This window comes from Streptomyces sp. NPDC107498 (assembly GCF_055582805.1).
This window is the reverse complement of the sequence record NZ_JBVJPE010000007.1, coordinates 210,768-235,605: the sequence shown is the minus strand read 5'-3', so window position 1 is coordinate 235,605 and position 24,838 is coordinate 210,768. Positions and strand designations below refer to the sequence as shown.

Below are 24,838 nucleotides of genomic sequence, written 5' to 3'. Positions count from 1 at the left end.
AGGAGCGGAACAGAAGCGGATCCCCCGGTCAGCGGACCGGGTGGCCCGCCTCCCGCAGCGTGTCCTTGACCTGCGAGATCCGCAGGTCGCCGAAGTGGAAGACGGAGGCCGCGAGCACCGCGTCCGCGCCCGCCGCCACGGCCGGCGGGAAGTCGGCGAGCTTGCCGGCGCCGCCGGAGGCGATCACCGGCACCGTCACGTGCTTGCGCACGGCCGCGATCATCTCGGTGTCGTAGCCGTCCTTCGTGCCGTCGGCGTCCATCGAGTTGAGCAGGATCTCGCCCGCGCCCAGCTCGGCGGCCCGGTGGGCCCATTCGACGGCGTCGATGCCGGTGCCCTTGCGGCCGCCGTGCGTCGTCACCTCGAAGGAACCCGAGGCGGTGCGGCGCGCGTCCACGGACAGGACGAGCACCTGCCGGCCGAAGCGCTCCGCGATCTCCTGGATCAGCTCGGGGCGCTCGATGGCGGCGGTGTTGACGCCCACCTTGTCGGCGCCGGCCCGCAGCAGCTTGTCGACGTCCTCGGCCGCGCGGACGCCGCCGCCGACCGTGAGCGGGATGAAGACCTGCTCGGCGGTGCGGCGCACCACGTCGTAGGTGGTCTCCCGGTTGCCGGAGGAGGCGGTGATGTCGAGGAAGGTCAGCTCGTCGGCGCCCTCGGCGTCGTACAGCTTGGCCATCTCGACGGGATCGCCCGCGTCCCGCAGGTTCTGGAAGTTGACGCCCTTGACGACCCGGCCGTTGTCCACGTCCAGGCAGGGGATCACGCGTACGGCGAGGCTCATGCGGCGTCACCCCTGTAGGCCTCGACCTCGACCTCGACGACCAGGCTCGGGTCGACGAAGCCGGAGACGATGATCATGGAGGCGGCGGGGCGGACGGCGTCGAACAGCTCCTTGTGGGCGCGGCCGACCTCGTCCACGTCCCGGGCGTGCGTGATGTACATCCGGGTCCGTACGACGTGCTCGGCGCCCAGGCCCAGCTTCTTCAGCGCGTCGAAGGCCACGTTGAAGGAGTTGATCGCCTGTTCGTACGGGCCTCCCCCGGCGATCTGACCGCCGACCACCGACGTGCAGCCGGAGACCAGGACCGTGCCGTTCGGCAGCTCGACCGCGCGGGAGTAGCCGAACTGCTCCTCCCAGGGAGCGCCGGTGACGACCTTGCGGACCTCGCCCTGGATCTCCGAGGTCACGACGCCACCGCCGCGAGCGCCTCTTCGAGGGTGAAGGCCTCGGCGTACAGCGCCTTGCCGACGATCGCGCCCTCGACGCCCAGCGGGACGAGGCCGGACAGGGCCCGCAGGTCGTCCAGGGAGGACACGCCGCCGGAGGCGACGACGGGCTTGTCGGTGGCCGCGCAGACGTTCTTCAGGAGCTCCAGGTTGGGGCCCTGGAGGGTGCCGTCCTTGGCGATGTCGGTGACGACGTACCGGGAGCACCCCTCGGAGTCGAGGCGGGCCAGCGTCTCGTACAGGTCGCCGCCGTCGCGGGTCCAGCCGCGGCCGCGCAGGGTCGTGCCGCGCACGTCGAGGCCGACGGCGATCCTGTCGCCGAACTCGGCGATGACCTTCGCGACCCACTCGGGGGTCTCCAGGGCGGCGGTGCCGAGGTTGACGCGGGTGCAGCCGGTGGCGAGGGCGGCGGCGAGCGAGGCGTCGTCGCGGATGCCGCCGGAGAGCTCCACCTTGATGTCCATGGCCTCGGTGACCCGGCGGACCAGGTCGCGGTTGTCGCCGGTGCCGAAGGCGGCGTCCAGGTCGACCAGGTGGAGCCACTCGGCGCCGGCGCGCTGCCAGGCCAGGGCGGCCTCCAGCGGAGAGCCGTAGGAGGTCTCGCTGCCGGACTCGCCGTGGACGAGCCGGACGGCCTGGCCGTCGCGGACGTCGACGGCGGGGAGGAGTTCGAGAGTGCTCACAGGGTTCCGATCCAGTTGGTGAGGAGCTGGGCTCCGGCGTCGCCGGACTTCTCGGGGTGGAACTGGGTCGCCCACAGGGCGCCGTTCTCCACGGCCGCGACGAAGGGCTCGCCGTGGGTGGCCCAGGTGACCTTGGGGGCGCGGATGTTGGGGTTGCCGACCTCCAGGGTCCACTCGCGCACCGCGTAGGAGTGCACGAAGTAGTACCGGGCGTCGGCGTCGAGCCCCGCGAACAGCTGGGTGTCGGCGGGCGCGTCGACCGTGTTCCAGCCCATGTGGGGGACGACGGGGGCGTTCAGCGGCTCGACCGTGCCGGGCCACTCGTCGAGGCCCTCGGTCTCCACGCCGTGCTCGATGCCCTGGGCGAAGAGGATCTGCATGCCGACGCAGATGCCCATGACCGGGCGGCCGCCGGAGAGCCTGCGGCCGATGATCCAGTCGCCGCGGGCCTCCTTGAGTCCCTGCATGCAGGCGGAGAAGGCGCCGACGCCGGGGACGAGGAGCCCGTCGGCGTTCATCGCCCTGTCGTAGTCGCGGGTGATCTCGACGTCGGCGCCGACCCGGGCGAGCGCGCGCTCGGCGGAGCGCACGTTGCCGAAGCCGTAGTCGAAGACGACGACCTTCTTCGGGGACGTCGTGCTCATGCCCACACCTCCAGGCGCAGCACGCCGGCGGAGAGGCACATCGCGGCACCGATGGAGAGGAGCACGATCAGGCTCTTGGGCATCTGCTGCTTGACGAAGGAGTAGATGCCGCCGAGCAGGAAGAGCCCGACGAGGATCAGGATGCTGGAGAGGCCGTTCACTGCTAGAGCGCGCCCTTCGTGGAGGGGAGGATGCCGGCGGCGCGCGGGTCGCGCTCGGAGGCGTAGCGCAGCGCGCGGGCCAGCGCCTTGAACTGGCACTCCACGATGTGGTGGGCGTTGCGGCCGTACGGCACGTGGACGTGCAGCGCGATCTGGGCCTGGGCGACGAAGGACTCCAGGATGTGCCGGGTCATCGTCGTGTCGTACGAGCCGATCATCGGCGCCATGTTCTCGGGCTCGGTGTGCACGAGGTACGGGCGGCCGGAGAGGTCGACGGTGACCTGGGCGAGCGACTCGTCCAGCGGGACGGTGCAGTTGCCGAAGCGGTAGATGCCGACCTTGTCGCCGAGGGCCTGCTTGAAGGCGGCGCCCAGGGCGAGGGCGGTGTCCTCGATGGTGTGGTGCGAGTCGATGTGCAGGTCGCCGTCGGTCTTGACCGTCAGGTCGAAGAGCCCGTGCCGGCCGAGCTGGTCGAGCATGTGGTCGTAGAAGCCGACCCCGGTCGACACGTCGACCTTTCCGGTGCCGTCGAGGTCGATCTCGACGACGACGGAGGTCTCCTTGGTGGTGCGCTCAACGCGGCCTACGCGGCTCATCGTTCCTGCTCCTTCATCAGTTCACGGACCGCGTCGAGGAACGCGTCGTTCTCTTCGGGGGTGCCGGCGGTGACCCGCAGCCAGCCGGGTACGCCGTTGTCCCGGACCAGGACGCCCCGGTCGAGGATCTTCCGCCAGGCCGCGTGCGCGTCGGGGAACTTCCCGAACTGCACGAAGTTGGCGTCGGAGGGGGTGACCTCGTAGCCGATCGCCCGCAGTTCGGCGACGAGCCGGTCGCGCTCGGCCTTGAGCTGCTCGACGTACCCGAGGAGGGTGTCGGTGTGCTCCAGGGCGGCGAGCGCGGTGGCCTGGGTGACGGCCGAGAGGTGGTACGGCAGGCGGACCAGCTGCACGGCGTCGACCACGGCCGGGGCGGCGGCGAGGTAGCCGAGGCGGAGGCCCGCGGCGCCGAAGGCCTTGGACATCGTCCGGGAGACCACCAGGTGCGGGCGGCCCTCCAGGAGCGGCAGCAGCGAGTCGCGGTGGCTGAACTCCACGTACGCCTCGTCCACGACCACCATCGAGGGCTTGGCCGCCTGGGCCGCCTCGTACAGGGCGAGGACCGTGTCGGCCGCGACCGCGGTGCCGGTGGGGTTGTTCGGGGAGGTGACGAAGACGACGTCCGGCGCGTTCTCGGCGATGGCCCGGACGGCCGCCTCGACGTCGATCGTGAAGTCCTCGTTCCGCGGGCCGGAGATCCAGCCGGTGCCGGTGCCGCGGGCGATCAGGGCGTGCATCGAGTACGAGGGCTCGAAGCCGATCGCGGTGCGGCCGGGGCCGCCGAAGGTCTGCAGCAGCTGCTGGAGGACCTCGTTGGAGCCGTTGGCCGCCCAGACGTTCCCGACGTCGACCGGGTGCTTCCCGGTGCGGGTGAGATAGCGGGCCAGCTCGGTGCGGAGCTCGATCGCGTCCCGGTCGGGGTAGCGGTTGAGGCCGCGGGCGGCCTCGGCGACCCGCTCCGCGATCCGGGCCACCAGGGGCTCGGGCAGCGGATAGGGGTTCTCGTTGGTGTTCAGCTGGACGGGCACGTCGAGCTGGGGGGCGCCGTAGGGGGACTGGCCGCGCAGCTCGTCCCGGACGGGCAGGTCGTCGATCTTGATCTGGCTCACTTGCCCTCCGGCACCTTCCCACCGAAACGGGCCTTGACGGCGGCGCCGTGGGCCGGGAGGTCCTCGGCCTCCGCGAGGGTGACGACGTGGTGGGCGACGTCCGCGAGGGCGTCGCGCGTGTAGTCCACGATGTGCACGCCGCGCAGGAAGGACTGCACGGAGAGGCCCGAGGAGTGGCAGGCGCAGCCGCCGGTGGGCAGGACGTGGTTGGAGCCCGCGCAGTAGTCGCCGAGCGAGACCGGGGCCCAGGGGCCGACGAAGATCGCGCCGGCGTTGCGGACGCGGTCGGCGACGGCGGCGGCGTCGGCGGTCTGGATCTCCAGGTGCTCGGCGCCGTACGCGTCGACGACCTTGAGGCCGTCGGCGAGGTCGCGGACGAGGACGATCGCGGACTGGCGGCCGGCCAGGGCCGGGACGATCCGGTCGTCGACGTGCTTGGAGGCGGCGACCTGGGCCTTCAGCTCGGCCTCGGTGGCGGCGGCCAGCTCGTCCGAGTCGGTGACGAGGACGGAGGCGGCCATCGGGTCGTGCTCGGCCTGGCTGACGAGGTCGGCGGCGACGTGCACCGGGTCGGCGGTGGAGTCCGCGAGGATCGCGATCTCGGTGGGGCCGGCCTCGGCGTCGATGCCGATGCGGCCCTTGAGGAGGCGCTTGGCGGCGGCCACGTAGATGTTGCCGGGGCCGGTGACCAGGTTGACGGGGGCGCAGCCGGGCTCGTCGGCGGTGGACTCGGTGCCGTACGCGAACATGGCGACGGCCTGGGCGCCGCCGGCGGCGTAGACCTCGTCGACGCCGAGCAGGGCGCAGGCGGCGAGGATCGTCGGGTGCGGAAGGCCGCCGAACTCCTTCTGCGGGGGCGAGGCGATGGCCACGCCCTCGACGCCGGCCTCCTGGGCCGGGACGACGTTCATCACGACGGAGGACGGATAGACGGAGCGGCCGCCCGGCACGTACAGGCCGACGCGCTCGACCGGGATCCACTTCTCGGTGACCGTGCCGCCGGGGACGACCTGGGTGGTGTGGGTGGTGCGGCGCTGCTCGCGGTGGACGAGCCGGGCGCGCCGGATGGACTCCTCGAGGGCGGCGCGGACGGCCGGGTCGAGCTCGTCGAGGGCGCGGGCGATCGCCTCGGCGGGGACGCGGAGGCCCGGGACGCGGACGCCGTCGAATTTCTCCCCGTAGTCGATCACCGCGGCCGCGCCATGATGCCGGACGTCCTCGCAGATCGGCCGCACCTTCTCCAGGGCGGCTTCCACGTCGAACTCGGCACGGGGCAGCAGGTCGCGCAGGGCGGAGCCCTCGGGGAGGGTCTCGCCGCGCAGATCGATTCGAGAGATCACGGGTCAATTCTCGCAGACGGGTCTCCGACGCCGGTCGTCCGTATCAACAGCTGATACATGCCAATCAGTGACTGATACGTGCCCCACTGGCGTCTTGTCGCCACAGCTGACCGTTAGCGTTCAGCCCGTCACCCAGCGGGAAGAACGGCTGTACGAATCCACGAACGCCGGTGAACGGAATCGTGGGAGCGCATCGTGGAAAGCGAGGGGGCGGCAGTGACCGAGCCGCACGAGGACGGAATGCCGGACGGTCTCACGGGTCCGGAGCGGGCCATGTGGCGGGCGTTCCGGATCGGCAGGACCTGCGATCTGACGGAGGGGATCGCGGAGCGGGACGACCCTTTCGGGGGGTGGGCATGGGGGGAGGAGCGGAGCGTCCGCGCCGAGGTGGTGGCGCTGCTGCTGCTCGACGGGCCGGTGGCCCGGTCCGGGCGGGTGGCCGCGCTGAAGCTGCGCGGGGTCAGGATCGTCGGCGTGCTGGACCTGGCGGGCGGGACGATAGGGCCTTATGTGGAGCTGCACGGCTGCCGGTTCGACGACGAGGTGGTGCTGCCCGAGGCCCGGTTCGGCACCCTGCGGATGGTCGAGTGCGCGCTGCCGCGCCTGGAGGCGGCCCGGCTGCACACGGAGGGGGACCTGCACCTGCCGCGCTGCCGGGTGCGGCGCGGCATCCGGCTGACGGACGCGCAGATCGGCACGGACCTGCTGATCAACCAGATCCAGGTGTGGCCGGACCGGCGGGGGCGGGCGATCACGGCGGACGGGATGGTGGTCGCCCAGGACCTCCAGGCCGAGCTGATCGAGAGCCACGGGGAGCTGAGCCTGCGCGGGGCGAAGATCGGGGTTTCGCTCAGCCTGCGGGGCAGCGTGCTGCGCGGGGCGCAGGGCCGCCGCGCGCTGAACGCTCCGCAGCTGACGGTGGAGCGCTCCCTCTATCTGAACGCGGCCTGGGTGTACGAGGAGACGGGGAGCGCGGGCCGGACGGGGAACTCCACGGCCACTCCGCCGTACGGGGTGACGCCCGCCCAGGGCACCCGGCGCAAGCCGGTGGAGTTCCACGGCGGGGTGCGGCTCGACGACGGCCGGTTCGGTGACGCGGTGGACCTGCACCACGCCCGCTTCCTGCTGGACGGCGCCCGGCGGGACGAGGTGTCGCTGCGCCGGATCGTGACCCCGGAGCTGCGGTTCAACGGCGAGCGCCCGGAGGAGGGGCGCGTGGTGCTCAACGGCGCCAAGGTCGTCACCCTGATCGACCTGTCGACCAGCTGGCCGGGGCCCGGCGGGCTCGCGATGGGCGGCTTCGCCTACGAGAACCTGGTGCCGTACGGGCACTTCCCGCTGGCCCGGCGTCTGGAGTGGGTGGCGGCGGCGACCCCGGAGTACGCCCCCGAGCCGTACGAGCGACTCGCGACGGTCCTGCGGAGCAGCGGCGAGGACGCGGACGCCCGCGAGGTGCTGCTCGCCAAGCAGCGGCGCCGGCGGGAGACCCTGCCGATCGCGGGGAAGCTGTGGGGCTACGTCCAGGACTGGACCGTGGCGTACGGCTACCGGCCGGGCCGCGCCGCGCTGTGGATGGCCGTGCTGTGGGCGGCGGGCACGGTGGTCTTCTCCCACTACCGCCCGATACCGATGAAGGAGGGCGAGGGGCCCGAGTGGAACGGCACGCTGTACGCGCTCGACCTGCTGCTGCCCGTGATCACCCTGGGCCAGGACGGGTACTGGCGTCTCCAGGGCATCTGGCAGTGGGTGGCGGCGGTGCTGATCCTGCTCGGCTGGATCCTGGCGACGACGGTGGCGGCCGGTGCGACCCGGCTGCTGCGGAGGGGGTGAGGGGGTGGTGTCACCACGAGGTGAGGGTGCTGTCGCGACCCCGTGAGGCGGCTGCCGTGACGGGCCGGGGCGGGGGAGAATGCACAGCACCATGTCCTTGCTCCGCGCCCTGCTCGGCACCGTCCGCCCGGCCCGGCACGCACCGCGGCTCGCCACCGCGCTCGTGCCGGACGCCGACGTGCTGCTCGACGCCCCGGACGAGCGGCTCGCCCCCGCCCTGGTCGCCGCCGCCCTCGGCGACCCGGAACCCGCGGCGAAACTGCTCTCCACCACCCGGGACGCCGGCGAGTGGGAGGACCGCGACCGGTACGTCACCCGGCTCGCCACCTTCGCGTACAGCAAGGGGGACTGGCTCGCCGGATGGCTCGCCGCCGCGCCCGGCGATCCCGACGCCCTGCTCGTCACGGCGCAGCTGGCCGTCCGCAGGGCCTGGGAGTCCCCGGCGCGGGCCGAGCGGCTGCGCGAGCTCGCCCCGCTGGTGCGGGAGGTCACCGAGGAGGCTCCGCACGACCCGGTGCCGTGGCGGCTGGCCCTGGACCACGCGCGCGGGGCGCACGTCGGGCACGCGGTCTTCGAGTCGCTGTGGGAGCAGGCCGTGCGCCGCTCCCCGCACCACTACGGCTGCCACGTCGCCGCGCTGAAGTACCTCTCCGCGCAGTGGTACGGCTCACACCGGGCCGCCTTCGACTTCGCCGAGCAGGCCGCCGACGACGCCGCGCCCGACTCGCTCGTCGGGGCGCTGCCGGTCCGCGCGGCCTACGGCGGACTCCGGGTGCCGCCCGGCCCCGACGGGTCCGTGCCCGCCGCCCGGGTCGACCGGGCGGTGGTCCGCGCCCAGGCCCTGTCGGCGGCGTTCCCGGCGGGCGACCCGTGGCCGGCCGAGGTCCGCAACCTGCTCGCGTACGTGCTGGTCGAGCGGGCGCGCTGGGCGGAGGCGTGGGAGGAGTTCGGGCGGATCGGCCCGTACGCGACCTCGTTCCCCTGGGGGGCCGCGCGGGGTGCCGCACCGGAGGGTCCTCCGTCGGGCTCTCGGCTTCGTTCGAGCGGGGGTGATCCCCTCTTCCGCTTCCTGGCCGCGCGGGACCGGACGCGGGGCGAACTGGTCGGCCGGACGCCCCTGCGGGGAGCCGGTCGTGGACGGGCCGGACGGGGCGGGCCCGGCGGCCATTAGGCTTGGCCGCTGTGACCACCGCCCGTCTGCCTCTCTTCCCGCTCAACACGGTGCTGTTCCCGGGCCTCGTACTGCCCCTGAACGTCTTCGAGGAGCGTTATCGCGCCATGATGCGCGAGCTGCTCGCGCTCGACGACGCGGAACCGCGCCGCTTCGCCGTCGTCGCCATCCGCGACGGCCGCGAGGTCGCGCCGACGGCTCCCGGCATGCCGGACCAGACGGCGCTGCCGGAGAAGGGCCCGGCGGCGGGCTTCGGCGCCGACCCCCTCCAAGCCTTCCACCGGGTCGGCTGCGTCGCCGACGCGGCGTCGATCCGGGAGCGCGCCGACGGCAGCTTCGAGGTGATGGCCACCGGTACGACCCGGGTGAAGCTGCTGTCCGTCGACGCGAGCGGGCCGTTCCTGACGGCCGAGGTCGAGGAGGTCCCCGAGGAGCAGGGCGAGGAGGCGGGCACGCTCGCCGAGGGCGTGCTGCGGGCCTTCCGGAGCTACCAGAAGCGTCTCGCGGGCGCCCGGGAGCGTTCACTGACGACGAGTGAGCTGCCGGACGAGCCCTCCGTGGTCTCGTACCTGGTCGCGGCGGCGGCGGTGCTCGACACCCCGGCGAAGCAGCGGCTGCTCCAGGCGCCGGACACGGCGACCCGGCTGCGCGAGGAGCTGACGCTGCTGCGGGCGGAGACCGCGGTGCTGCGGCATCTGCCGTCGCTGCCGGTGGTGGACCTGACGCAGGCCCCGACGTACCCGAACTGAGCCGGCCCCGCGAGACGGACCGAGCGACCGAGCGACCGAGCCGAGGAAGAGCGCGTGGCGAAGAAGCAGAAGAAGAACGGCGGGGGCACTCCGGCGACGGTGGCCCTGACGGCGGCCGGCACGCCGTTCACGCTGCACGCGTACGACCACGACCCGGCCTCCCCCTCGTACGGCGAGGAGGCGGCGGAGGCCCTCGGCGTCTCCCCCGACCGGGTCTTCAAGACGCTGGTCGCGGACGTCGACGGCGAGCTGACGGTCGCGGTGGTCCCGGTGGCGGGCCAGCTGGACCTGAAGGCGCTGGCCTCGGCGGTCGGCGGGAAGCGGGCCGCGATGGCCGACCCGGCGGCGGCGGAGCGCACCACGGGGTACGTCCGGGGCGGCATCTCCCCGCTGGGCCAGCGCAAGCGGCTCCGTACCGTCCTCGACTCCTCGGCCTCGGAGCACGCGACCGTCTGCGTCTCGGCGGGCCGCCGCGGCCTGGAGGTGGAGCTCTCCCCCGCGGACCTGGCCGCCCTCACCTCGGCGGTGCTGGCCCCGATCGGCCGCGCCTGACGGACGGGCGCGGCCCGGGTCCGTCAGTGCGGGCCGGGGCCCTGGGTGTACGCCTTCGGCAGGTCCCAGGGTTCCGGTTCCGGGTCGCGGGGGCCGAAGGCCGCCGTCAGCGCCAGGTGGACGATCATCGCGGCGAGCGGCCAGGCCAGCATCGCGGCGGCCCCCAGGTTCAGTTCGAGCGGCGCCTCGAAGGTGACGTTCGGACCGACCGCCTTCGCGTGGGCGACCACGTCGTCGGTGGGGCCGAAGCGCGTTCCGATCCCCCATGCGATCAGCGAGCCCAGCCCGCCGCCGAGCGCCAGGCCGAGGACGAGCGGGACCCCGCCCCTGCGGCGCAGCAGGAAGACGACGAGCGCGGCGGCCGCGCCGAAGGCCAGCGCGAGGAGCACGAACGTGCCGTCGGCGCCGATCGCCTGCTCCCCCTCGGAGTTCCGGAGGTAGACGCCCTTGCCGTCGGAGATGAGCAGGACGCGCGGGGCCAGGTTCAGCCACAGCACCCCGAGCAGCGCCCCGGCGACCGCGGAGGCGAGGGTCACCACCGCGCCCTGCACGACCTCGGCCGCCGTGATCGGGTCTCCGGCCGGGCCGTGCGGCGGCGGGGACGGGGGCCGGTCGTGGTCGTTCGGCGGCTGGTGAGGCGGAGTCAGAGGTGCGGTCACCCCGCCATCGTGCCAGGTGTCCCTGTGGCCCGCCTCAGCGGACGGCGGCCCGTCGGTAGGCCCAGGTGGCGACGGCGAGCGAGCCGAGGCCGACCGCCCCGCACACGGCGAGGTCGACGGCGACGGCCGCCCAGTCGGGGTGCGGGCCGAAGGTGCGGGCGAGGGCCTCCACGCCGTACGTCGACGGCAGCAGGTCCCGCGCCCAGCCGATCGGTCCGGGCAGCCGCTCGGCCGGGAGGACCCCGAGGAGCAGGGCCGCCGACATGCCGAGCTGTCCGAGGAGGGTGGCCAGCTCCTGGCGGGGGGCGAGGAGCCCGAGGGCCGCGCCGAGCCCGGCGAGCGCCGCGCCGGCGAGCGGGACGACGGCGCCGAGGATCCACAGGTGGCCGAGGGGCAGCCCGAAGAGGACCGAGCCGGCGACGGCGGTGACCACCGTCCCGGGCACGGTGAAGGAGGCGTACGCCCCGGCCGCGCCGAGCACGACGGCGGCGGGCGGCACGGGCAGGGTGGCGTAGTGGTCGAGGCCGCCGCCGGCCCGCAGCTGCCCGAAGTACTGGGCGAGCAGGTTGAGCGCGACGAAGGCGACGACGAGGACGGTGGAGCCGGCCACGACGGCGCGCGCCTCGGAGCCGCCGTCGACGACCCCGCGCATCAGGACCATGATCCCGATCGACTGGAAGGTGGCGACGAAGAGCAGCGGGATGCGGGCGACGCGGGCGCGGGAGAGCTGCGCCCGGTAGACGGCGGCCAGGGCCGGAAGGAGCCGGGCACGGGGGGCGAGGGGCGCGGCGGTGGCCTCCGCGTCCCGGTCCGTGGCGGGGAGCGCGCCGGTCGGCAGGACCTCGGCGGGCACGGTGCTCACTGCGTACAGCTCCTGACGGTCACGGGCGGTTCGTGGCGGGTCACGCCTTCACCAGTCCTTCGGTCGCGCCGCCCAGCGCGAGGTACACGTCCTCCAGGCTGGGAGTGGCCAGGGTGAAGTCGTCGAGCGCGGCGAACGCGGCCCCGCCGGTGACAGTGGCGACGGCCGCGCGGGCGGCGTCGGGGGCGAGCCGGAGGTGCCAGCGGCGCCCGGTCTCCTGGGCGCGTCCGCGCAGGGCGGCGACCTCGGGCAGGTGGAGCGGCGGCGCGTCGCGCCAGACCAGTTCGACGCGGACCTCGCCGGCGACGCGCTCCTTGAGGCCGGCGGGGGTGTCGCAGGCGATGACCCGGCCGCGGTCGATGACGGCGACCCGGTCGAGGACGGTCTCGGCCTCGATGACGTTGTGGGTGACGAGCAGCACGGTGGCGCCCTGCTCGGCGCGGCGCCGGTCGACGGCGGCCCAGACGGCACGCCGGGCGACGGGGTCCATGCCGGTGGTGGGTTCGTCGAGGACGAGCACGGGACGGCGGCCGACGAGCGCGGCGGCGAAGCAGGCGAGCCGCCGCTGTCCGCCGGAGAGCTTCCTGAGGGGGCGGCCGGCGATCCCGCCGAGCCCGAGCTCGTCCAGGACGGCGTCGCGCTCGGCGCGGGCGTCGTGGGCGGTGAGGCCGCGCAGGCGTCCGGTGGTCTCGGCGGCGAGGGAGACGGTCAGCTCGTCGAGGGCGGTGGACTCCTGGCCGAGGTAGGCGAGGAGCCGGGCCGCCCGCTCGGGGTGGCGCACGAGGTCGTGGCCGAGGAGTTCGACGGTGCCGGAGTCGGGGCGCATGAGCCCGGTGAGCTGGCGGACGAGGGTGGACTTGCCGGCGCCGTTGGGGCCGAGCAGGCCGAAGATCTCGCCGCCGCGCACGTCGAGGCTGATCCCGTCGGTGGCGCGCACCTCGGGGGTCGCGGGCGCGCCGCGCCTGCCGCGCGTGGCGGGGTACGTCTTGACCAGATCCCGCACCGCGCACACCGTACTCACGGGGTAAGAGCCTACGGGGTCGCCGGGCCCGCTCCGGGCGCGGGGGCGGGTTCGGCGGCGGCCCGGACGTCGATCTCGCGCCAGAATCCGGCCCGGATGGCGTAGCGGTCGTGCTCGTCGATCTGGTCGTCCTTGTGGGCGAGAAGTCCGAATCGGGCGGCGTAACGGAGGAGTTCGCCGTCGATGCGGTGCGGGATGCGCGGGTAGAGGGCGGAGAGCTTCTGGACGTGGCTCTGCTCGGGGAGCCGCTCCATCCACCGGCGGGCGAACACCTGTCCCACCTCGAACGGGTCGCCGCCGACGGTGGTGATGTCCTCCTCGCGGTCGGCCCAGCGCTGCTCCGCGCTGGTGAGCGTGGCGAGGGTGGGCAGGGTGGCGGTCTCGGCCGGTTCCCCGAGGGAGGGGGCGGGGCGCTCGACCCAGCCCCGGTCGGAGGACCAGCGGAGCGCGCTCGTGCCCTGCGGGACCGGGGTGCCGGGACCGCGCAGGCCCGCGAGGTCTTTGGGGGTGGGGACGCCCCTGCCGTTCGCCGGGGAGGGCACGCCCGGGCCGAGGGCGTGCTCGGCGTCGCGGACGTGGCCGTTGGTGCGGGCGTGCTCGTGGCCGCCGTCGCCGCCCGCGTCGGCGGTGACCGGGGCCCCGTCCCGGGCGGCCGCGGCGGCCGCCCCGGCGGCCCGTTCGGCGGAGGCGGCGAGGGCCGCCTCGGGCAGCGGCGCGGAGAGGATGGCGGCGATCTCCGGGCGCGGGGCGGGGGGCGGCGCGCAGACGCCGGTGAGGTCCTTGGCGCGGACGGCGCGGGTGATCCAGGTCCGGTCGAGGACCCGCCGCTCGTCGGCCTCGGCGACGAGGTCCTCGGACTGGTTGTAGTCGCCGTCGGCGGCCTGGACGGCCCACAGGTGGACGGCGACGCCGTGTTCCTTGGCCGACATGAGGCCGGGCAGCAGGTCGCCGTCGCCGGTGACGAGCACGATGTCGGAGCAGGCCCTGTTCCTGGCGAGCTCGGTCAGCTCGGTGTGCATGGCCGCGTCGACGCCCTTCTGCGCCCAGCGCCCGTCGCTCCTGGTCAGCGCACCGAGCCGGACGGTGACGCGGGGCATCACGCGCAGTCTGCGGTGCTCGGGCTGGGGCACCCGGTCGGGCGCGCCGTCGAACCAGTAGATCCGCAGGAGGGGCAGCGCGGTCTCGGCCTCGGCGCGCTGCCGCAGCTGCTGGATCAGGCCGGCGTGGTCGACGGTGATCCTGGAGCGGGCCGGTTCCCCGGCGAGGAGACTGGCGGCGGCGCCCAGCAGGTAGCCGGCGTCCACCAGGACGACGCAGCGGTCCACGTGTTCCACCCTCTTTCGTGAGCCTCGGCGTCGGGCTCGGGATCGGAATCGGGATCGGAAGGTGCTTCGGGTTTCCTTCGAGTCTGCCCGACCGCCGGGGGCTTGACCGTCGGAACTGGATCATCGGCGTGGCGGATGTCACGTCCCGATGGGCCCTCACGGTCCGTAATGATCCAACATGCGGCGGTTCGCACCGTGTGTGAGTCTGGCAGCGGCCCTGGCCCCTAGGACCCTTTGAGGAGGCATCCCCATGGCCAAGAACCGCAACCAGAACCGCAGTCAGAAGCAGTCGTCGCCCGCCGAGCGCGGCGCGCAGGACGCACAGCGGACCGCGATGGAGTCGCAGGCCGAGTCGCGCGCGAGCCAGGTCACGCCCGGCGACATGGCCCGCAAGGGTCGTCAGAAGCGCTTCGGCCACAACTGACGCGGTCCGACGGCAAAGGGGCGCGCCCGTGACGACGGGCGCGCCCCTTGCGCGTGTGCGGGGTGGGTTCAGCCGGCCAGGCAGGACGGGCCGAGCAGCACCTTCAGGTCGCCGAAGAGCGCCGGGTCGGGCTGCACCCGGTGCCGGTCGAGCCGGAGGACGGTCGTCTTCCGGGGACCCTGGAGCTTGATCCGCACCTCGGTGTTGCCCTTGTGGTGCCGGAGGATCTCGCCGAGCCTGCTGACCATCGGCGGGGTGACCTTCACCGTCGGGATGGTGAGGACCACCGGTGCGTTGGTCCCGGCGTTCGACAGGTCGGGGACCATCAGTTCCATGGCGACGAGCCGGGGCACGTCCTCGCGCTTGTCGAGCCGTCCCTTCACGAAGACGACCGTGTCCTCGACCAGCTGGGTGGAGACCAGCTGGTAGGTGGCCGGGAAGAACATGCACTCGATGGAGCCGGCCAGGTCCTCGACGGTGGCGATCGCCCAGGCGTTGCCCTGCTTGGTCATCTTGCGCTGGAGGCCGGAGATGATGCCGCCGATGGTGACGACCGCGCCGTCGCCGTGCTCGCCGCCGGTCAGCTGGGAGATCGCCGCGTCCGTCTTGTCGGACAGGACGTGCTCGATGCCGAAGAGCGGGTGGTCGGAGACGTAGAGGCCGAGCATCTCGCGCTCCTGGGCGAGCAGGTACGACTTCTCCCACTCGACGTCGGAGAACTCGACGTCCAGGCCGAAGCCCGGCTCGTCGCTCGTCTCGTCGCCCATCCCGCCGAAGAGGTCGAACTGTCCCTCGGCCTCCTTGCGCTTGACCGCCACCACGTTGTCGATCATGGGTTCGTGGTGGGCGACCAGGCCCTTGCGGGTGTGGCCCATCTCGTCGAAGGCGCCGGCCTTGATCAGCGACTCGACCGTCCGCTTGTTGCAGACGACGGCCTCGACCTTGTCGAGGAAGTCGGGGAAGGAGGAGTACTTCCCCTTGGCCTTGCGCGATTTGATGATCGACTCGACGACGTTGGTGCCGACGTTCCGGATGGCGGACAGGCCGAAGAGGATCACGTCGTCGCCCTGGGCGGCGAAGTTCGACTCGGACTCGTTCACGTTGGGCGGCAGGACCTTGATGCCCATGCGGCGGCACTCGTTGAGGTAGACCGCGGACTTGTCCTTGTCGTCTTTGACCGAGGTGAGCAGTCCCGCCATGTACTCGGCGGGGTGGTTCGCCTTGAGGTAGGCGGTCCAGTAGGAGACCAGGCCGTACGCGGCGGAGTGCGCCTTGTTGAAGGCGTAGCCGGCGAAGGGGACCAGGACGTCCCAGAGCGCCTGGATGGCCTCGTCGCTGTAGCCGTTCTTCTTGGCGCCGGCCTGGAAGATGGTGAAGTTCTTCGCCAGCTCCTCGGGCTTCTTCTTGCCCATGACGCGGCGGAGGATGTCGGCCTCGCCGAGCGAGTAGCCGGCGATGATCTGCGCGGCCTTCTGCACCTGCTCCTGGTACACGATGAGGCCGTAGGTGACCGCGAGCACCTCTTCGAGCGGCTTCTCCAGCTCGGGGTGGATCGGGGTGATCTCCTGCTGGCCGTTCTTGCGCAGGGCGTAGTTGGTGTGCGAGTTCATGCCCATCGGGCCCGGCCGGTACAGGGCGGACACGGCGGAGATGTCTTCGAAGTTGTCGGGCTTCATCAGCCGCAGCAGCGAGCGCATCGGCCCGCCGTCGAACTGGAAGACGCCGAGGGTGTCACCGCGCTGGAGCAGTTCGAAGGTCTTCGCGTCGTCGAGCGGCAGCGCCAGGAGATCGATGTCGATCCCCTTGTTGGACTTCACCATCTTGACGGCGTCGTCCATGATCGTGAGGTTGCGCAGGCCGAGGAAGTCCATCTTCAGCAGGCCGAGCGACTCGCACTGCGGGTAGTCCCACTGCGTGATGGTGACGCCGTCGGTGTGCCGCACCCAGATCGGGGCGTGGTCGACGATCGGCTCGCTGGACATGATCACGCCGGCGGCGTGCACGCCCATCTGGCGGACCAGGCCCTCGACGCCCCGGGCGGTGTCGATGACCTTCTTGACGTCCGGCTCGTTCTCGTACATCGCGCGGATCTCGCCGGCCTCGCTGTAGCGCGGGTGCGAGGGGTCGGTGATGCCGTTGAGGTCGATGCCCTTGCCGAGGACGTCGGCGGGCATGGCCTTGGTGAGCCGGTCGCCCATGGCGTACGGGTAGCCGAGGACGCGCGCGGAGTCCTTGATGGCGTTCTTCGCCTTGATCTTTCCGTACGTGCCGATCATGGCGACCTTGTCGGAGCCGTACTTCTCCGTGACGTACCGGATCACCTCGACGCGCCGGCGCTCGTCGAAGTCGATGTCGACGTCGGGCATCGAGATGCGCTCGGGGTTGAGGAAGCGCTCGAAGATCAGGCCGTGCGGGATCGGGTCGAGGTCGGTGATGCCCATGGCGTACGCGACGATCGAACCGGCCGCCGAGCCCCGGCCGGGGCCGACGGCGATGCCCTGCTTCTTCGCCCACATGATGAAGTCGGCGACGACGAGGAAGTAGCCGGGGAAGCCCATCGAGATGATGGTGTCCATCTCGTACTCGACCTGCTTCATGCGGTCCTCCGGGATCCCGTTCGGGAAGCGGCGGTGCATGCCCCGCATGGTCTCCTCGCGGAACCAGGTGACCTCGGTGTAGCCCTCGGGGATGTCGAACCTCGGCATGAGGTTCTTGGCCTCGAACATGCCGGAGACGTCGATCTGGTCGGCCACGAGCCGCGTGTTCGCGCAGCCCTCCTGCCAGGCGTCCGAGGAGTCGACGGCGTACATCTCGTCCGTGGACTTCAGGTAGTAGCCGGTGCCGTCGAACTTGAAGCGGTCCGGGTCCGAGAGGTTCTTGCCGGTCTGGATGCAGAGCAGGGCGTCGTGCGCGCCGGCCTCGTGCGCGTACGTGTAGTGCGAGTCGTTCGTGACCAGCGGCGGGATGCCGAGCTTCTTGCCGATCTCCAGGAGCCCGTCGCGGACCCGGCGCTCGATCTCGATGCCGTGGTCCATCAGCTCCAGGAAGTAGCGGTCCTTGCCGAAGATGTCCTGGTACTCGGAGGCGGACTTCAGGGCCTCGTCGAACTGGCCGAGGCGCAGTCGGGTCTGGAGCTCGCCGGAGGGGCAGCCGGTGGAGGCGATCAGGCCCTCGGACCACTGGGAGATGGTCTCCTTGTCCATCCGGGGCCACTTCTGCAGCCAGCCCTCGGCGTAGGCGTCGGAGGAGAGCTTGAAGAGGTTGTGCAGACCGGTGGCGTTCGCCGCCCAGATGGTCTTGTGGGTGTAACCGCCGGAACCGGAGACGTCGTCCCTCTTCTGGTGCGGCTGGCCCCACTGGATCTTCCGCTTGTTGCGCCGGGACTCCGGGGCGACGTACGCCTCGATGCCGATGATCGGCGTGACCCCGGCCTTCTTCGCCGAGTGGAAGAAGTCGTACGCCCCGTGCAGGTTGCCGTGGTCGGACATGGCGATGTGGGTCATGCCCATCTCGTTGCACGCGTTGAACATGTCCTTCAGCCGCGCGGCACCGTCCAGCAGCGAGTACTGGGTGTGGACGTGGAGGTGCGTGAAGGGCGGCTTGGTCACGGTGGGAGGCCTCCGATGAATTTCTGGGGGGACAGCGTGGAAGTCTACGTCGGCCGACTGACAGGACGCGGGCACTCGGAGGTACGGTCACGCGTTGGGAGACACGGAACTTCTGTCCGTATTGTCAGAACAATTCTGCCCCATCACCCCGCACCAGGAGGCACCTCGAATGTCGGTCCCGCAGCCCACCGCAGGCGAGCGCGGTGAGCACATCCTCGCCGTCTTCGACACCGCCTTCGGCGAGCTCCTCGCCGCCGATCCCGCGGCCTTCCGCGTCAAGTTCCGGAAGATGGCCGGCTCCGCCTTCGCCTTCTACCGCGGCACCGCGTGCCTGTTCTACGCCGACCTGGAGCGGGAGGCCCACGGCGGCCCGTACCTGGACGAGCAGACCGGCCGGGTCTGGATCCACGGCGATCTCCACGCCGAGAACTTCGGCACGTACATGGACGCCAACGGCCGCCTCGTCTTCAACGTCAACGACTTCGACGAGGCCTACGTCGGCCCCTTCACCTGGGACCTGAAGCGGCTCGCGGCCTCGCTCGCCCTGATCGGCTACGCCAAGGCGCTCGGCGACGAGCAGATCACCCACCTGGTCCGGATCTTCGCCGCGGCCTACCGCGAGCGGATCCACGCCCTCGCGTCCGGCGCCAAGGGCGACGAGGTCCCCGCCTTCACCCTGGAGACCGCCGACGGGGCCCTGCTCGGCGCCCTGCGCCAGGCCCGGGCGCTCACCCGCTTCGGGCTGCTCGACTCGATGACGGAGATCCGCGACTTCGAGCGGCGCTTCGCGGCGGGCGGCGGCGCGATCGAGCTGGACGCGGCCACCCGGTACAAGGTCCTCGCGGCCTTCGACGGCTACCTGGAGACCCTGCCGGAGGCCTCCCTCGCCCGCCCCGACTCGTACCGGGTGAAGGACGTCGTCGGGCGGCGCGGGATCGGCATCGGCTCGGCCGGCCTCCCCTCGTACAACATCCTCCTGGAAGGTCACACCGACGCCCTGGAGAACGACGTCGTGATCTACCTCAAGCAGGCGCAGACCCCGGCGGTCTCGCGGCACGTCACGGACGCGGCGGTGCGCGGGTACTTCCACCACGAGGGGCACCGCACGGTGATCTCCCAGCGGGCGCTCCAGGCGCACGCCGACCCGTGGCTGGGCTGGACGGAGCTGGACGGCTCCGGGCAGCTGGTCGCCGAGGTGTCGCCGTACGCCGTGGACCTGGACTGGTCGGACATCGACGACCCGGAGGAGATCGCGGCCACCGTCGCCGACCTGGGCCGGGCGACGGCCACGATGCACGCGGCGGCGGACGACTCCAGCGACCAGTCGCTCGTGCCGTTCTCCACGGAGCGGGCCATCGACGCGGCGATCGCCGCCGACGAGGAGGGCTTCGCCGGGCTCCTGGTCGACTTCGCGCACTCCTACGGGGCGCGGGCGCGGGCGGACCACCAGATCTTCGTGGACCTCTTCCGCAACGGCCGGATCCCGGGGCTGTAGGGACGGGTGCGACCGTCCACAGGTTCTGCTTAGGGACCTCTTACGGGCCCGCGTGGGACACTCCACGACGATGGACACGGCAGGGACGCAGCTGAGGGCGCTGCGGGCGGCGTTCTTCACGGCACTGGTCGTGACGCTGTCCGTGGCGTCCCACGTGCTGCTCTCCCACGTGCCGCTGCCGCTGGGGACGGTCGTCCCGGTCGCGGTCGGCGTCTTCGCCGTGGCGTACGCGCTGGCCGGCCGCGAGCGCGGCCTCGGTCCGATCGCCGGGCTCCTCGTCCCGCTGGAGCTGGCCGCCGACACCCTCTTCACCAGCGGTCAGGCGGTCTGTTACGGCCCCGCCGGCGGCCCGGTCGCCGGTTCCCTGCGCTCGGTGGGCGTGGAGGTGTTCTGCGGCGGCGCCGTCGGCACGCCGCTGTCCGGCGTGGTGGACCCGGAGAGCGGGGGCGCGGCCGCCCTGCTCGACTCCCCCGACCCGGCGCTGCCCTGGCTGCTGCTCCTGGCCCACGTGGGCGTGGGGCTCTCGGCGGCCTGCTGGCTGCGCGGCGGCGAGCGGGCGCTCGCCCGGCTGCTCCGCGCGGTGGAGGCCTTCGCGTTCCGGCCGCTGCTGCTCGTGGCGGCCTTCTTCCGGGCCGCCGGTCCGGCGCCGCTGCGGGCCGGGCGGCCCGTCGAGCGGCCCCGGTCCTCCCGCGCCCGGCTCCTCGTGCACTCCGTCGGGCGGCGGGGGCCGCCGCGTCCGGTGCTCGCTCTCGTCTGAGCGGGCCCCGACGCGCCCCCTGCCTTTCCCACCCTTCACGGAGATCACGATCATGAGTGCACGCAACAGCCACGCCAACAAGGCCGCCGCCCGCGAGCGACTGCGCGAGGAGCGCGAGCGCCAGGCGAAGAAGGACCGGGCCCGCCGGCAGCTCGTCGTCGGCGTCTCGGCCGTGGCCGTCCTGGCCGCCGCCGGCGGCATCGGCTACGCGGTGGTCCAGTCGAACAAGCCCTCCCACTGGGAGTCCGTCGCCGACGCGAAGACCGTGACGGCCCCGAAGAACACCACGGGCACGAACGGCACGACCGTCGTCATCGGCAAGGACTCCGCGAAGAAGACCCTGGAGCTGTACGAGGACTCGCGCTGCCCGGTCTGCGCGACCTTCGAGCAGACCGTGGGCTCCACCGTCGAGAAGGACGTCGAGGCCGGCAAGTACAAGATCCGGTACGTCGGCGCCACCTTCATCGACAACGGCATCCCGGGCGAGGGCTCGAAGAACGCCCTCTCGGCGCTGGGCGCCGCGCTGGACGTCGGCCCCGAGGCCTTCCTGAGGTACAAGTCCGCCCTGTACTCGACGGAGTTCCACCCGGAGGAGAAGGACGACAAGTTCGCCGAGGACTCCTACCTCCTGAAGGTGGCGGACTCGGTCCCGGCCCTCAAGGGCAACGCCGAGTTCAGGAAGAACGTCGAGGACGGCACCTTCGACGCGTGGGCGATGAAGATGTCGAAGGCCTTCGACGCCAGCGGGGTGCAGGGCACCCCGACGCTCAAGATGGACGGCAAGCCCGTCACCGCGCGGGGCACGGACAGCCCGCCGATGACGGTGGCCGAGTTCGACGCGGCGATCGCCGCGGCCCTCAAGGCCTGACGCCGCGCCCCGTCCCGTGACGTCCCGGCCCCGGACCTCCCGGTCCGGGGCCGGGGCGTCCCCCGGGGACGTCGCGCGGCCGGGGCGTGCAGGTCCGGGCGTCTTCCGGACGACGAGTGGGCGAACTTCCGGAATTCGCCTGCCCCCGGGGCGTACCCGTCAGTAATCTGACTGCCCGTGACCAGTCGTTTCATATCACCTGCCCCCACCCGGCGTTCGGTCGTCAAGGCCGCCGCCGCCACCGCCGCCGTCGCGCCCGCCCTCCTGGGCGCGGCCTCCCCGGCGCTCGCGGACACCGGGGCTCCCGCCTTCCTCCACGGCGTCGCCTCCGGCGACCCGCTGCCCGACGGCGTCCTGCTCTGGACGCGCGTCACCCCCGTCCCCGAGGCCGTGCCCGGGTCCGGCCTCGGCCCCGACGTCCGGGTCGGCTGGGAGCTCGCCGAGGACCGCGCCTTCGCCCGGGTCGTCGCCTCCGGCAGCACCACGGCGAGCGCCGCCTCCGACCACACGGTGAAGGCCGACGTCCGGGGCCTGCGCCCGGCCACCGCCTACTGGTTCCGCTTCACGGTGGGCTCCGCCGTCTCCCCGGCCGCCCGCACCCGCACCGCGCCCGCCGCCGACGCCGCCGCGCCCGGGGTCCGCTTCGGCGTGGTCTCCTGCGCGAACTGGGAGTCCGGCCACTTCTCCGCGTACCGCCACCTCGCGGCCCGCACCGACCTGGACGCGGTCCTCCACCTCGGCGACTACCTGTACGAGTACGCCACCGGGGCCTACCCGGAGGCGAAGTACGTCGTCCGGCAGCACGAGCCGCGCCACGAGATCGTCTCGCTCGCCGACTACCGCACCCGGCACGGGAAGTACAAGACGGACGCCGACCTCCAGGCGCTGCACGCGGCGCACCCGGTGATCGCCATCTGGGACGACCACGAGTTCGCCAACGACGCCTGGTCGGGCGGGGCCGAGAACCACACCCCGGGCGCCGAGGGCGCGTGGGCGGCCCGGGTGGCCGCCGCGAAGCAGGCCTACTTCGAGTGGATGCCGGTCCGCGCCTCCACGGAGGGCACGGTCTTCCGGCGGCTGCGCTTCGGCAGGCTGGCCGATCTCCATCTGCTCGACCTGCGTTCGTTCCGGTCCGCGCCGGCGAAGACGGGCAGCGGCGCGGTCGACGACCCGGAGCGGAGCATCACCGGCCGCGCGCAGCTGGACTGGCTCAAGGCCGGGCTCGCCGGTTCGGACGCGACCTGGCAGCTGGTCGGCACCTCGGTGATGATCTCGCCGGTCGCCTTCGGCGCCCTGCCCGCCCACCTCCTGGAGCCGCTCGCCGAGTTGATGGGCCTGCCGAAGGAGGGGCTCGCGGTCAACGTCGACCAGTGGGACGGCTACACCGACGACCGCAGGGAGCTGCTCGCCCACCTGACCGCGCGGGCGATCCGGAACACCGTCTTCCTGACGGGCGACATCCACATGGCCTGGGCCAACGACGTGCCGGTGAAGGCCGCGACGTATCCGCTCTCGGACTCGGCGGCGACCGAGTTCGTGGTCACCTCGGTGACCTCGGACAACCTGGACGACCTGCTGCACGTGGCCCCGGGCACGCTCTCGGTGGTGGCCGCGGGAGCCGTGAAGGCCGCCAACCGCCATGTGAAGTGGGTGGACATGGACCACCACGGGTACGGCGTGCTCGACGTGACCGCCGCGCGCTCGCAGATGGACTACTACACGGTCTCCGACAAGACGGATCCGGCCGCGACGACGGCCTGGGCGCGCTCGTACCGCACGCTGAGCGGAACGCAGCGTGTCGAGCGGGTGTACCAGCCGGTGCTGTAACCGCCCCTTCAACGGCGATTTTCAGCCATGATCTCTTGTGTTAACGGGAGATCACATCGCTACGGCGGGTGGCGAGTTCCGGAGATCGAATCCGGACACACCACCCGCCTCCGTCACCTCGTTCGTTACGTCCACGTCTCAAACCCTGGAAGCGACGCAAGTTTTTCTTCCCGATGACCCGAATTGCCCCACGAATGATTGGGCCTGTTCCCTGCTCAACGACCTCTGACATGGACGCGTAATCTCCGGGCGGTGGCGAGGAAGTCCCTCTTCACAACCCCCCGCAAGGAGTCACCGTGCGTGCTCTCGTCCGCATATCGCCGCGTATGTCACGTCGTCTGCTCGGCACCGCCGTGATGGCCGGAACCCTGGCCGTCGCCCCGCTCTCCGCCCCCGTGGCGGCCCAGGCCACCGACACCCTGGCCTCCGCCGAGAAGTGCGCCGACGGCACGACCGCGCTCTCCGGCGCCCGCAAGGCCAAGGGCGACGCCACCAAGGCCGAGCCCAACGCCGTCAGCGCGGCCCAGGCCAAGGCCATGGACGACGACCTGAAGAAGAAGGTCTCCGCCGCCCGGAACTCCGGCCGCCTCAGCGCCACCACCGCCGCCGCCGGCGCCACCATCCCCGTCTACTTCCACGTGATCCACAGCGGCACGACGGGCAAGCTCAGCGCCACCGCCGTCAACAACCAGATGGCCGTTCTCAACGCCGCCTACGCGGGCCAGGGCACCGGCAACGTGAACACGGGCTTCCAGTTCTCGCTGGCCGGGACCGACTACACGGACAACACCACCTGGTACAACGTGTCCTCGGGCTCGCAGGCCGAGAAGGACATGAAGAACACCCTGCGCAAGGGCGGCGCCAACGCGCTGAACGTCTACACCGCCAACCTCGGCGGCGGACTGCTCGGCTGGGCGACCTTCCCGTCCTCGTACAAGGCCAGCCCGAAGATGGACGGCGTCGTCATCCTCGACACCTCGCTCCCGGGCGGCTCCGCGGCCAACTACAACGAGGGCGACACCGCCACCCACGAGGTCGGCCACTGGATGGGCCTGTACCACACCTTCCAGGGCGGCTGCACGGGCAACGGCGACTACGTCGCCGACACCCCGGCCGAGAAGAGCCCCGCGTACGAGTGCCCGACCGGCCGTGACTCCTGCACCTCGAAGGCCGGTGTGGACCCGATCCACAACTTCATGGACTACACGTACGACTCCTGCATGTACCAGTTCACCTCGGGCCAGGTGACCCGCATGAACGACTCCTGGGTCGCGTACCGCGCCTGACGGCCCGTCCGCGGAACACGGGTGCGGCCCCCGGGGACTCCCCGGGGGCCGCACCCCTTTCACACGGTCCTACAGCTCGTCGAGGAAGGCGAGCGCCACCGACCAGGTCCGCTCCGCCGCCTCCTCGTCCCAGTCGGGCAGCTCCGGGTCCGTGTAGACGTGCCCCGCGCCCCGGTAGCGGTGGACCTCCACCTCCGCCCCGGCCCTGCGCATCTGGAGGTACCAGGAGGACAGCCAGTCGTCCGTCTCGAAGGGGTCGGGCTCGGCCACGTGCAGCTGGACCGGCAGCTCGTCCACCGAGGCGGACTCCGCGAGGTCCGAGGTGCCGTGGAACAGCAGCAGTCCGCGCGCCTTCTCGTCCCCGAGCGCCAGGGTCTGCGCGATCGAGGCCCCGAGGGAGAGGCCCATGTAGACCAGGCCCCGCTCGGAGTAGGGGGCGGCGGCCAGGACCGCCCGCTTCAGCAGCTCGTCCTTGCCGATCTCGTCCCGGAGCCTCACGCCCTCCTCGACGGTCCCGACCGTCCGGCCGTCGTAGAGGTCCGGCGTCCAGACCCGGTGACCGGCGGCCCGGAGCCGCTCGGCGGCCGCCTCGACGGAAGGGGTCAGCCCGTAGGCCGAGTGGAAGAGCATGATGTCCATGC

24 protein-coding genes are annotated in these 24,838 nt (G+C 72.3%); 10 read left to right on the top strand and 14 right to left on the bottom strand.

Going from position 1 to position 24,838, the window contains the following annotated elements; all coding sequences use genetic code 11:
- Positions 1 to 28 precede the first annotated feature (28 nt).
- The 8 genes from hisF to hisD are packed head-to-tail and all read right to left on the bottom strand — an operon-like array spanning position 29 to position 5,763.
- Positions 29 to 784 (bottom strand): imidazole glycerol phosphate synthase subunit HisF, encoded by a 756-nt coding sequence (hisF, locus tag ACZ66Z_RS15420; protein ID WP_469934467.1) that lies wholly within the window; start codon positions 782 to 784, stop codon positions 29 to 31.
- The gene (locus ACZ66Z_RS15415) at positions 781 to 1,191 is read right to left on the bottom strand and encodes a RidA family protein (RefSeq protein WP_469934466.1); all 411 of its coding nucleotides are present in this window, start codon (positions 1,189 to 1,191) and stop codon (positions 781 to 783) included. Before ACZ66Z_RS15415 ends, hisF begins: the two co-directional genes overlap by 4 nt.
- Complete coding sequence (gene priA, locus ACZ66Z_RS15410) at positions 1,188 to 1,913, bottom strand: bifunctional 1-(5-phosphoribosyl)-5-((5-phosphoribosylamino)methylideneamino)imidazole-4-carboxamide isomerase/phosphoribosylanthranilate isomerase PriA (RefSeq protein WP_469934465.1); 726 nt, start codon at positions 1,911 to 1,913, stop codon at positions 1,188 to 1,190. The genes ACZ66Z_RS15415 and priA overlap by 4 nt, the downstream gene beginning before the upstream one ends.
- On the bottom strand, positions 1,910 to 2,557 hold the full coding sequence (gene hisH / locus ACZ66Z_RS15405; RefSeq protein ID WP_469934464.1) for an imidazole glycerol phosphate synthase subunit HisH: 648 nt from the start codon (positions 2,555 to 2,557) through the stop codon (positions 1,910 to 1,912). The genes priA and hisH overlap by 4 nt, the downstream gene beginning before the upstream one ends.
- Positions 2,554 to 2,718, bottom strand: coding sequence for a hypothetical protein (locus tag ACZ66Z_RS15400; RefSeq protein WP_356906339.1), 165 nt, complete (start codon positions 2,716 to 2,718; stop codon positions 2,554 to 2,556). The genes hisH and ACZ66Z_RS15400 overlap by 4 nt, the downstream gene beginning before the upstream one ends.
- Before the next feature lie 2 nt (positions 2,719 to 2,720).
- Positions 2,721 to 3,314, bottom strand: coding sequence for an imidazoleglycerol-phosphate dehydratase HisB (gene hisB, locus ACZ66Z_RS15395; RefSeq protein WP_030492957.1), 594 nt, complete (start codon positions 3,312 to 3,314; stop codon positions 2,721 to 2,723).
- Positions 3,311 to 4,423 carry a histidinol-phosphate transaminase gene (locus ACZ66Z_RS15390; protein ID WP_469934463.1) on the bottom strand — a complete coding sequence of 371 codons (1,113 nt, stop codon included), beginning with the start codon at positions 4,421 to 4,423 and terminating at the stop codon, positions 3,311 to 3,313. Before ACZ66Z_RS15390 ends, hisB begins: the two co-directional genes overlap by 4 nt.
- Positions 4,420 to 5,763 (bottom strand): histidinol dehydrogenase, encoded by a 1,344-nt coding sequence (gene hisD, locus ACZ66Z_RS15385; protein ID WP_469934462.1) that lies wholly within the window; start codon positions 5,761 to 5,763, stop codon positions 4,420 to 4,422. Before hisD ends, ACZ66Z_RS15390 begins: the two co-directional genes overlap by 4 nt.
- A 216-nt stretch (positions 5,764 to 5,979) precedes the next feature.
- On the opposite strand from hisD, the gene ACZ66Z_RS15380 reads away from it, so the two are divergent.
- The 4 genes from ACZ66Z_RS15380 (at position 5,980) to ybaK (ending at position 10,065) form a co-directional block, all read left to right on the top strand.
- Positions 5,980 to 7,593, top strand: coding sequence for an oxidoreductase (locus ACZ66Z_RS15380; RefSeq protein ID WP_469934461.1), 1,614 nt, complete (start codon positions 5,980 to 5,982; stop codon positions 7,591 to 7,593).
- A gap of 91 nt (positions 7,594 to 7,684) precedes the next feature.
- On the top strand, positions 7,685 to 8,764 hold the full coding sequence (locus tag ACZ66Z_RS15375) for a hypothetical protein (protein WP_469934460.1): 1,080 nt from the start codon (positions 7,685 to 7,687) through the stop codon (positions 8,762 to 8,764).
- An 11-nt stretch (positions 8,765 to 8,775) separates the two neighbouring features.
- Positions 8,776 to 9,513: an LON peptidase substrate-binding domain-containing protein gene (locus ACZ66Z_RS15370; protein WP_469934459.1), complete on the top strand. Its 738-nt coding sequence runs from the start codon at positions 8,776 to 8,778 to the stop codon at positions 9,511 to 9,513.
- 54 nt (positions 9,514 to 9,567) lie between these two features.
- The gene (gene ybaK, locus ACZ66Z_RS15365; protein WP_469934458.1) at positions 9,568 to 10,065 is read left to right on the top strand and encodes a Cys-tRNA(Pro) deacylase; all 498 of its coding nucleotides are present in this window, start codon (positions 9,568 to 9,570) and stop codon (positions 10,063 to 10,065) included.
- A gap of 23 nt (positions 10,066 to 10,088) precedes the next feature.
- Here ybaK and ACZ66Z_RS15360 read toward each other — a convergent pair whose 3' ends face one another.
- The 4 genes from ACZ66Z_RS15360 to ACZ66Z_RS15345 are packed head-to-tail and all read right to left on the bottom strand — an operon-like array spanning position 10,089 to position 13,941.
- Positions 10,089 to 10,724, bottom strand: coding sequence for a DUF2567 domain-containing protein (locus tag ACZ66Z_RS15360; RefSeq protein ID WP_469934457.1), 636 nt, complete (start codon positions 10,722 to 10,724; stop codon positions 10,089 to 10,091).
- A 34-nt stretch (positions 10,725 to 10,758) separates the two neighbouring features.
- Complete coding sequence (locus ACZ66Z_RS15355; RefSeq protein WP_469934456.1) at positions 10,759 to 11,586, bottom strand: ABC transporter permease; 828 nt, start codon at positions 11,584 to 11,586, stop codon at positions 10,759 to 10,761.
- A 40-nt stretch (positions 11,587 to 11,626) separates the two neighbouring features.
- Positions 11,627 to 12,598: an ABC transporter ATP-binding protein gene (locus ACZ66Z_RS15350; protein ID WP_469934558.1), complete on the bottom strand. Its 972-nt coding sequence runs from the start codon at positions 12,596 to 12,598 to the stop codon at positions 11,627 to 11,629.
- 20 nt (positions 12,599 to 12,618) lie between these two features.
- On the bottom strand, positions 12,619 to 13,941 hold the full coding sequence (locus ACZ66Z_RS15345) for an NYN domain-containing protein (protein WP_469934455.1): 1,323 nt from the start codon (positions 13,939 to 13,941) through the stop codon (positions 12,619 to 12,621).
- Positions 13,942 to 14,182: 241 nt separating this feature from the next.
- Between ACZ66Z_RS15345 and ACZ66Z_RS15340 the strand changes: the two genes are divergently transcribed.
- The gene (locus ACZ66Z_RS15340; RefSeq protein ID WP_469934454.1) at positions 14,183 to 14,356 is read left to right on the top strand and encodes a hypothetical protein; all 174 of its coding nucleotides are present in this window, start codon (positions 14,183 to 14,185) and stop codon (positions 14,354 to 14,356) included.
- 68 nt (positions 14,357 to 14,424) lie between these two features.
- Here the strand turns inward: ACZ66Z_RS15340 and dnaE are convergent, their stop codons facing one another.
- Positions 14,425 to 17,964: a DNA polymerase III subunit alpha gene (dnaE, locus tag ACZ66Z_RS15335; protein WP_469934453.1), complete on the bottom strand. Its 3,540-nt coding sequence runs from the start codon at positions 17,962 to 17,964 to the stop codon at positions 14,425 to 14,427.
- A 169-nt stretch (positions 17,965 to 18,133) separates the two neighbouring features.
- Here dnaE and ACZ66Z_RS15330 point away from each other — a divergent pair, with 169 nt between their 5' ends.
- From ACZ66Z_RS15330 to ACZ66Z_RS15310, 5 genes are all read left to right on the top strand, one after another.
- On the top strand, positions 18,134 to 19,459 hold the full coding sequence (locus ACZ66Z_RS15330; protein ID WP_469934452.1) for a DUF2252 domain-containing protein: 1,326 nt from the start codon (positions 18,134 to 18,136) through the stop codon (positions 19,457 to 19,459).
- 70 nt (positions 19,460 to 19,529) lie between these two features.
- Entirely contained in the window at positions 19,530 to 20,216 is a 687-nt protein-coding gene (locus tag ACZ66Z_RS15325; protein WP_469934451.1) for a hypothetical protein, read from the top strand.
- Between the two features lie 52 nt (positions 20,217 to 20,268).
- Complete coding sequence (locus ACZ66Z_RS15320; protein WP_469934450.1) at positions 20,269 to 21,084, top strand: thioredoxin domain-containing protein; 816 nt, start codon at positions 20,269 to 20,271, stop codon at positions 21,082 to 21,084.
- 177 nt (positions 21,085 to 21,261) lie between these two features.
- Positions 21,262 to 22,911 (top strand): alkaline phosphatase D family protein, encoded by a 1,650-nt coding sequence (locus tag ACZ66Z_RS15315; protein ID WP_469934449.1) that lies wholly within the window; start codon positions 21,262 to 21,264, stop codon positions 22,909 to 22,911.
- Positions 22,912 to 23,237: 326 nt separating this feature from the next.
- Complete coding sequence (locus tag ACZ66Z_RS15310; protein WP_469934448.1) at positions 23,238 to 24,197, top strand: zinc metalloprotease; 960 nt, start codon at positions 23,238 to 23,240, stop codon at positions 24,195 to 24,197.
- Positions 24,198 to 24,266: 69 nt separating this feature from the next.
- Here the strand turns inward: ACZ66Z_RS15310 and ACZ66Z_RS15305 are convergent, their stop codons facing one another.
- The gene (locus ACZ66Z_RS15305; protein ID WP_469934447.1) at positions 24,267 to 24,836 is read right to left on the bottom strand and encodes a dienelactone hydrolase family protein; all 570 of its coding nucleotides are present in this window, start codon (positions 24,834 to 24,836) and stop codon (positions 24,267 to 24,269) included.
- Positions 24,837 to 24,838: the final 2 nt, after the last annotated feature.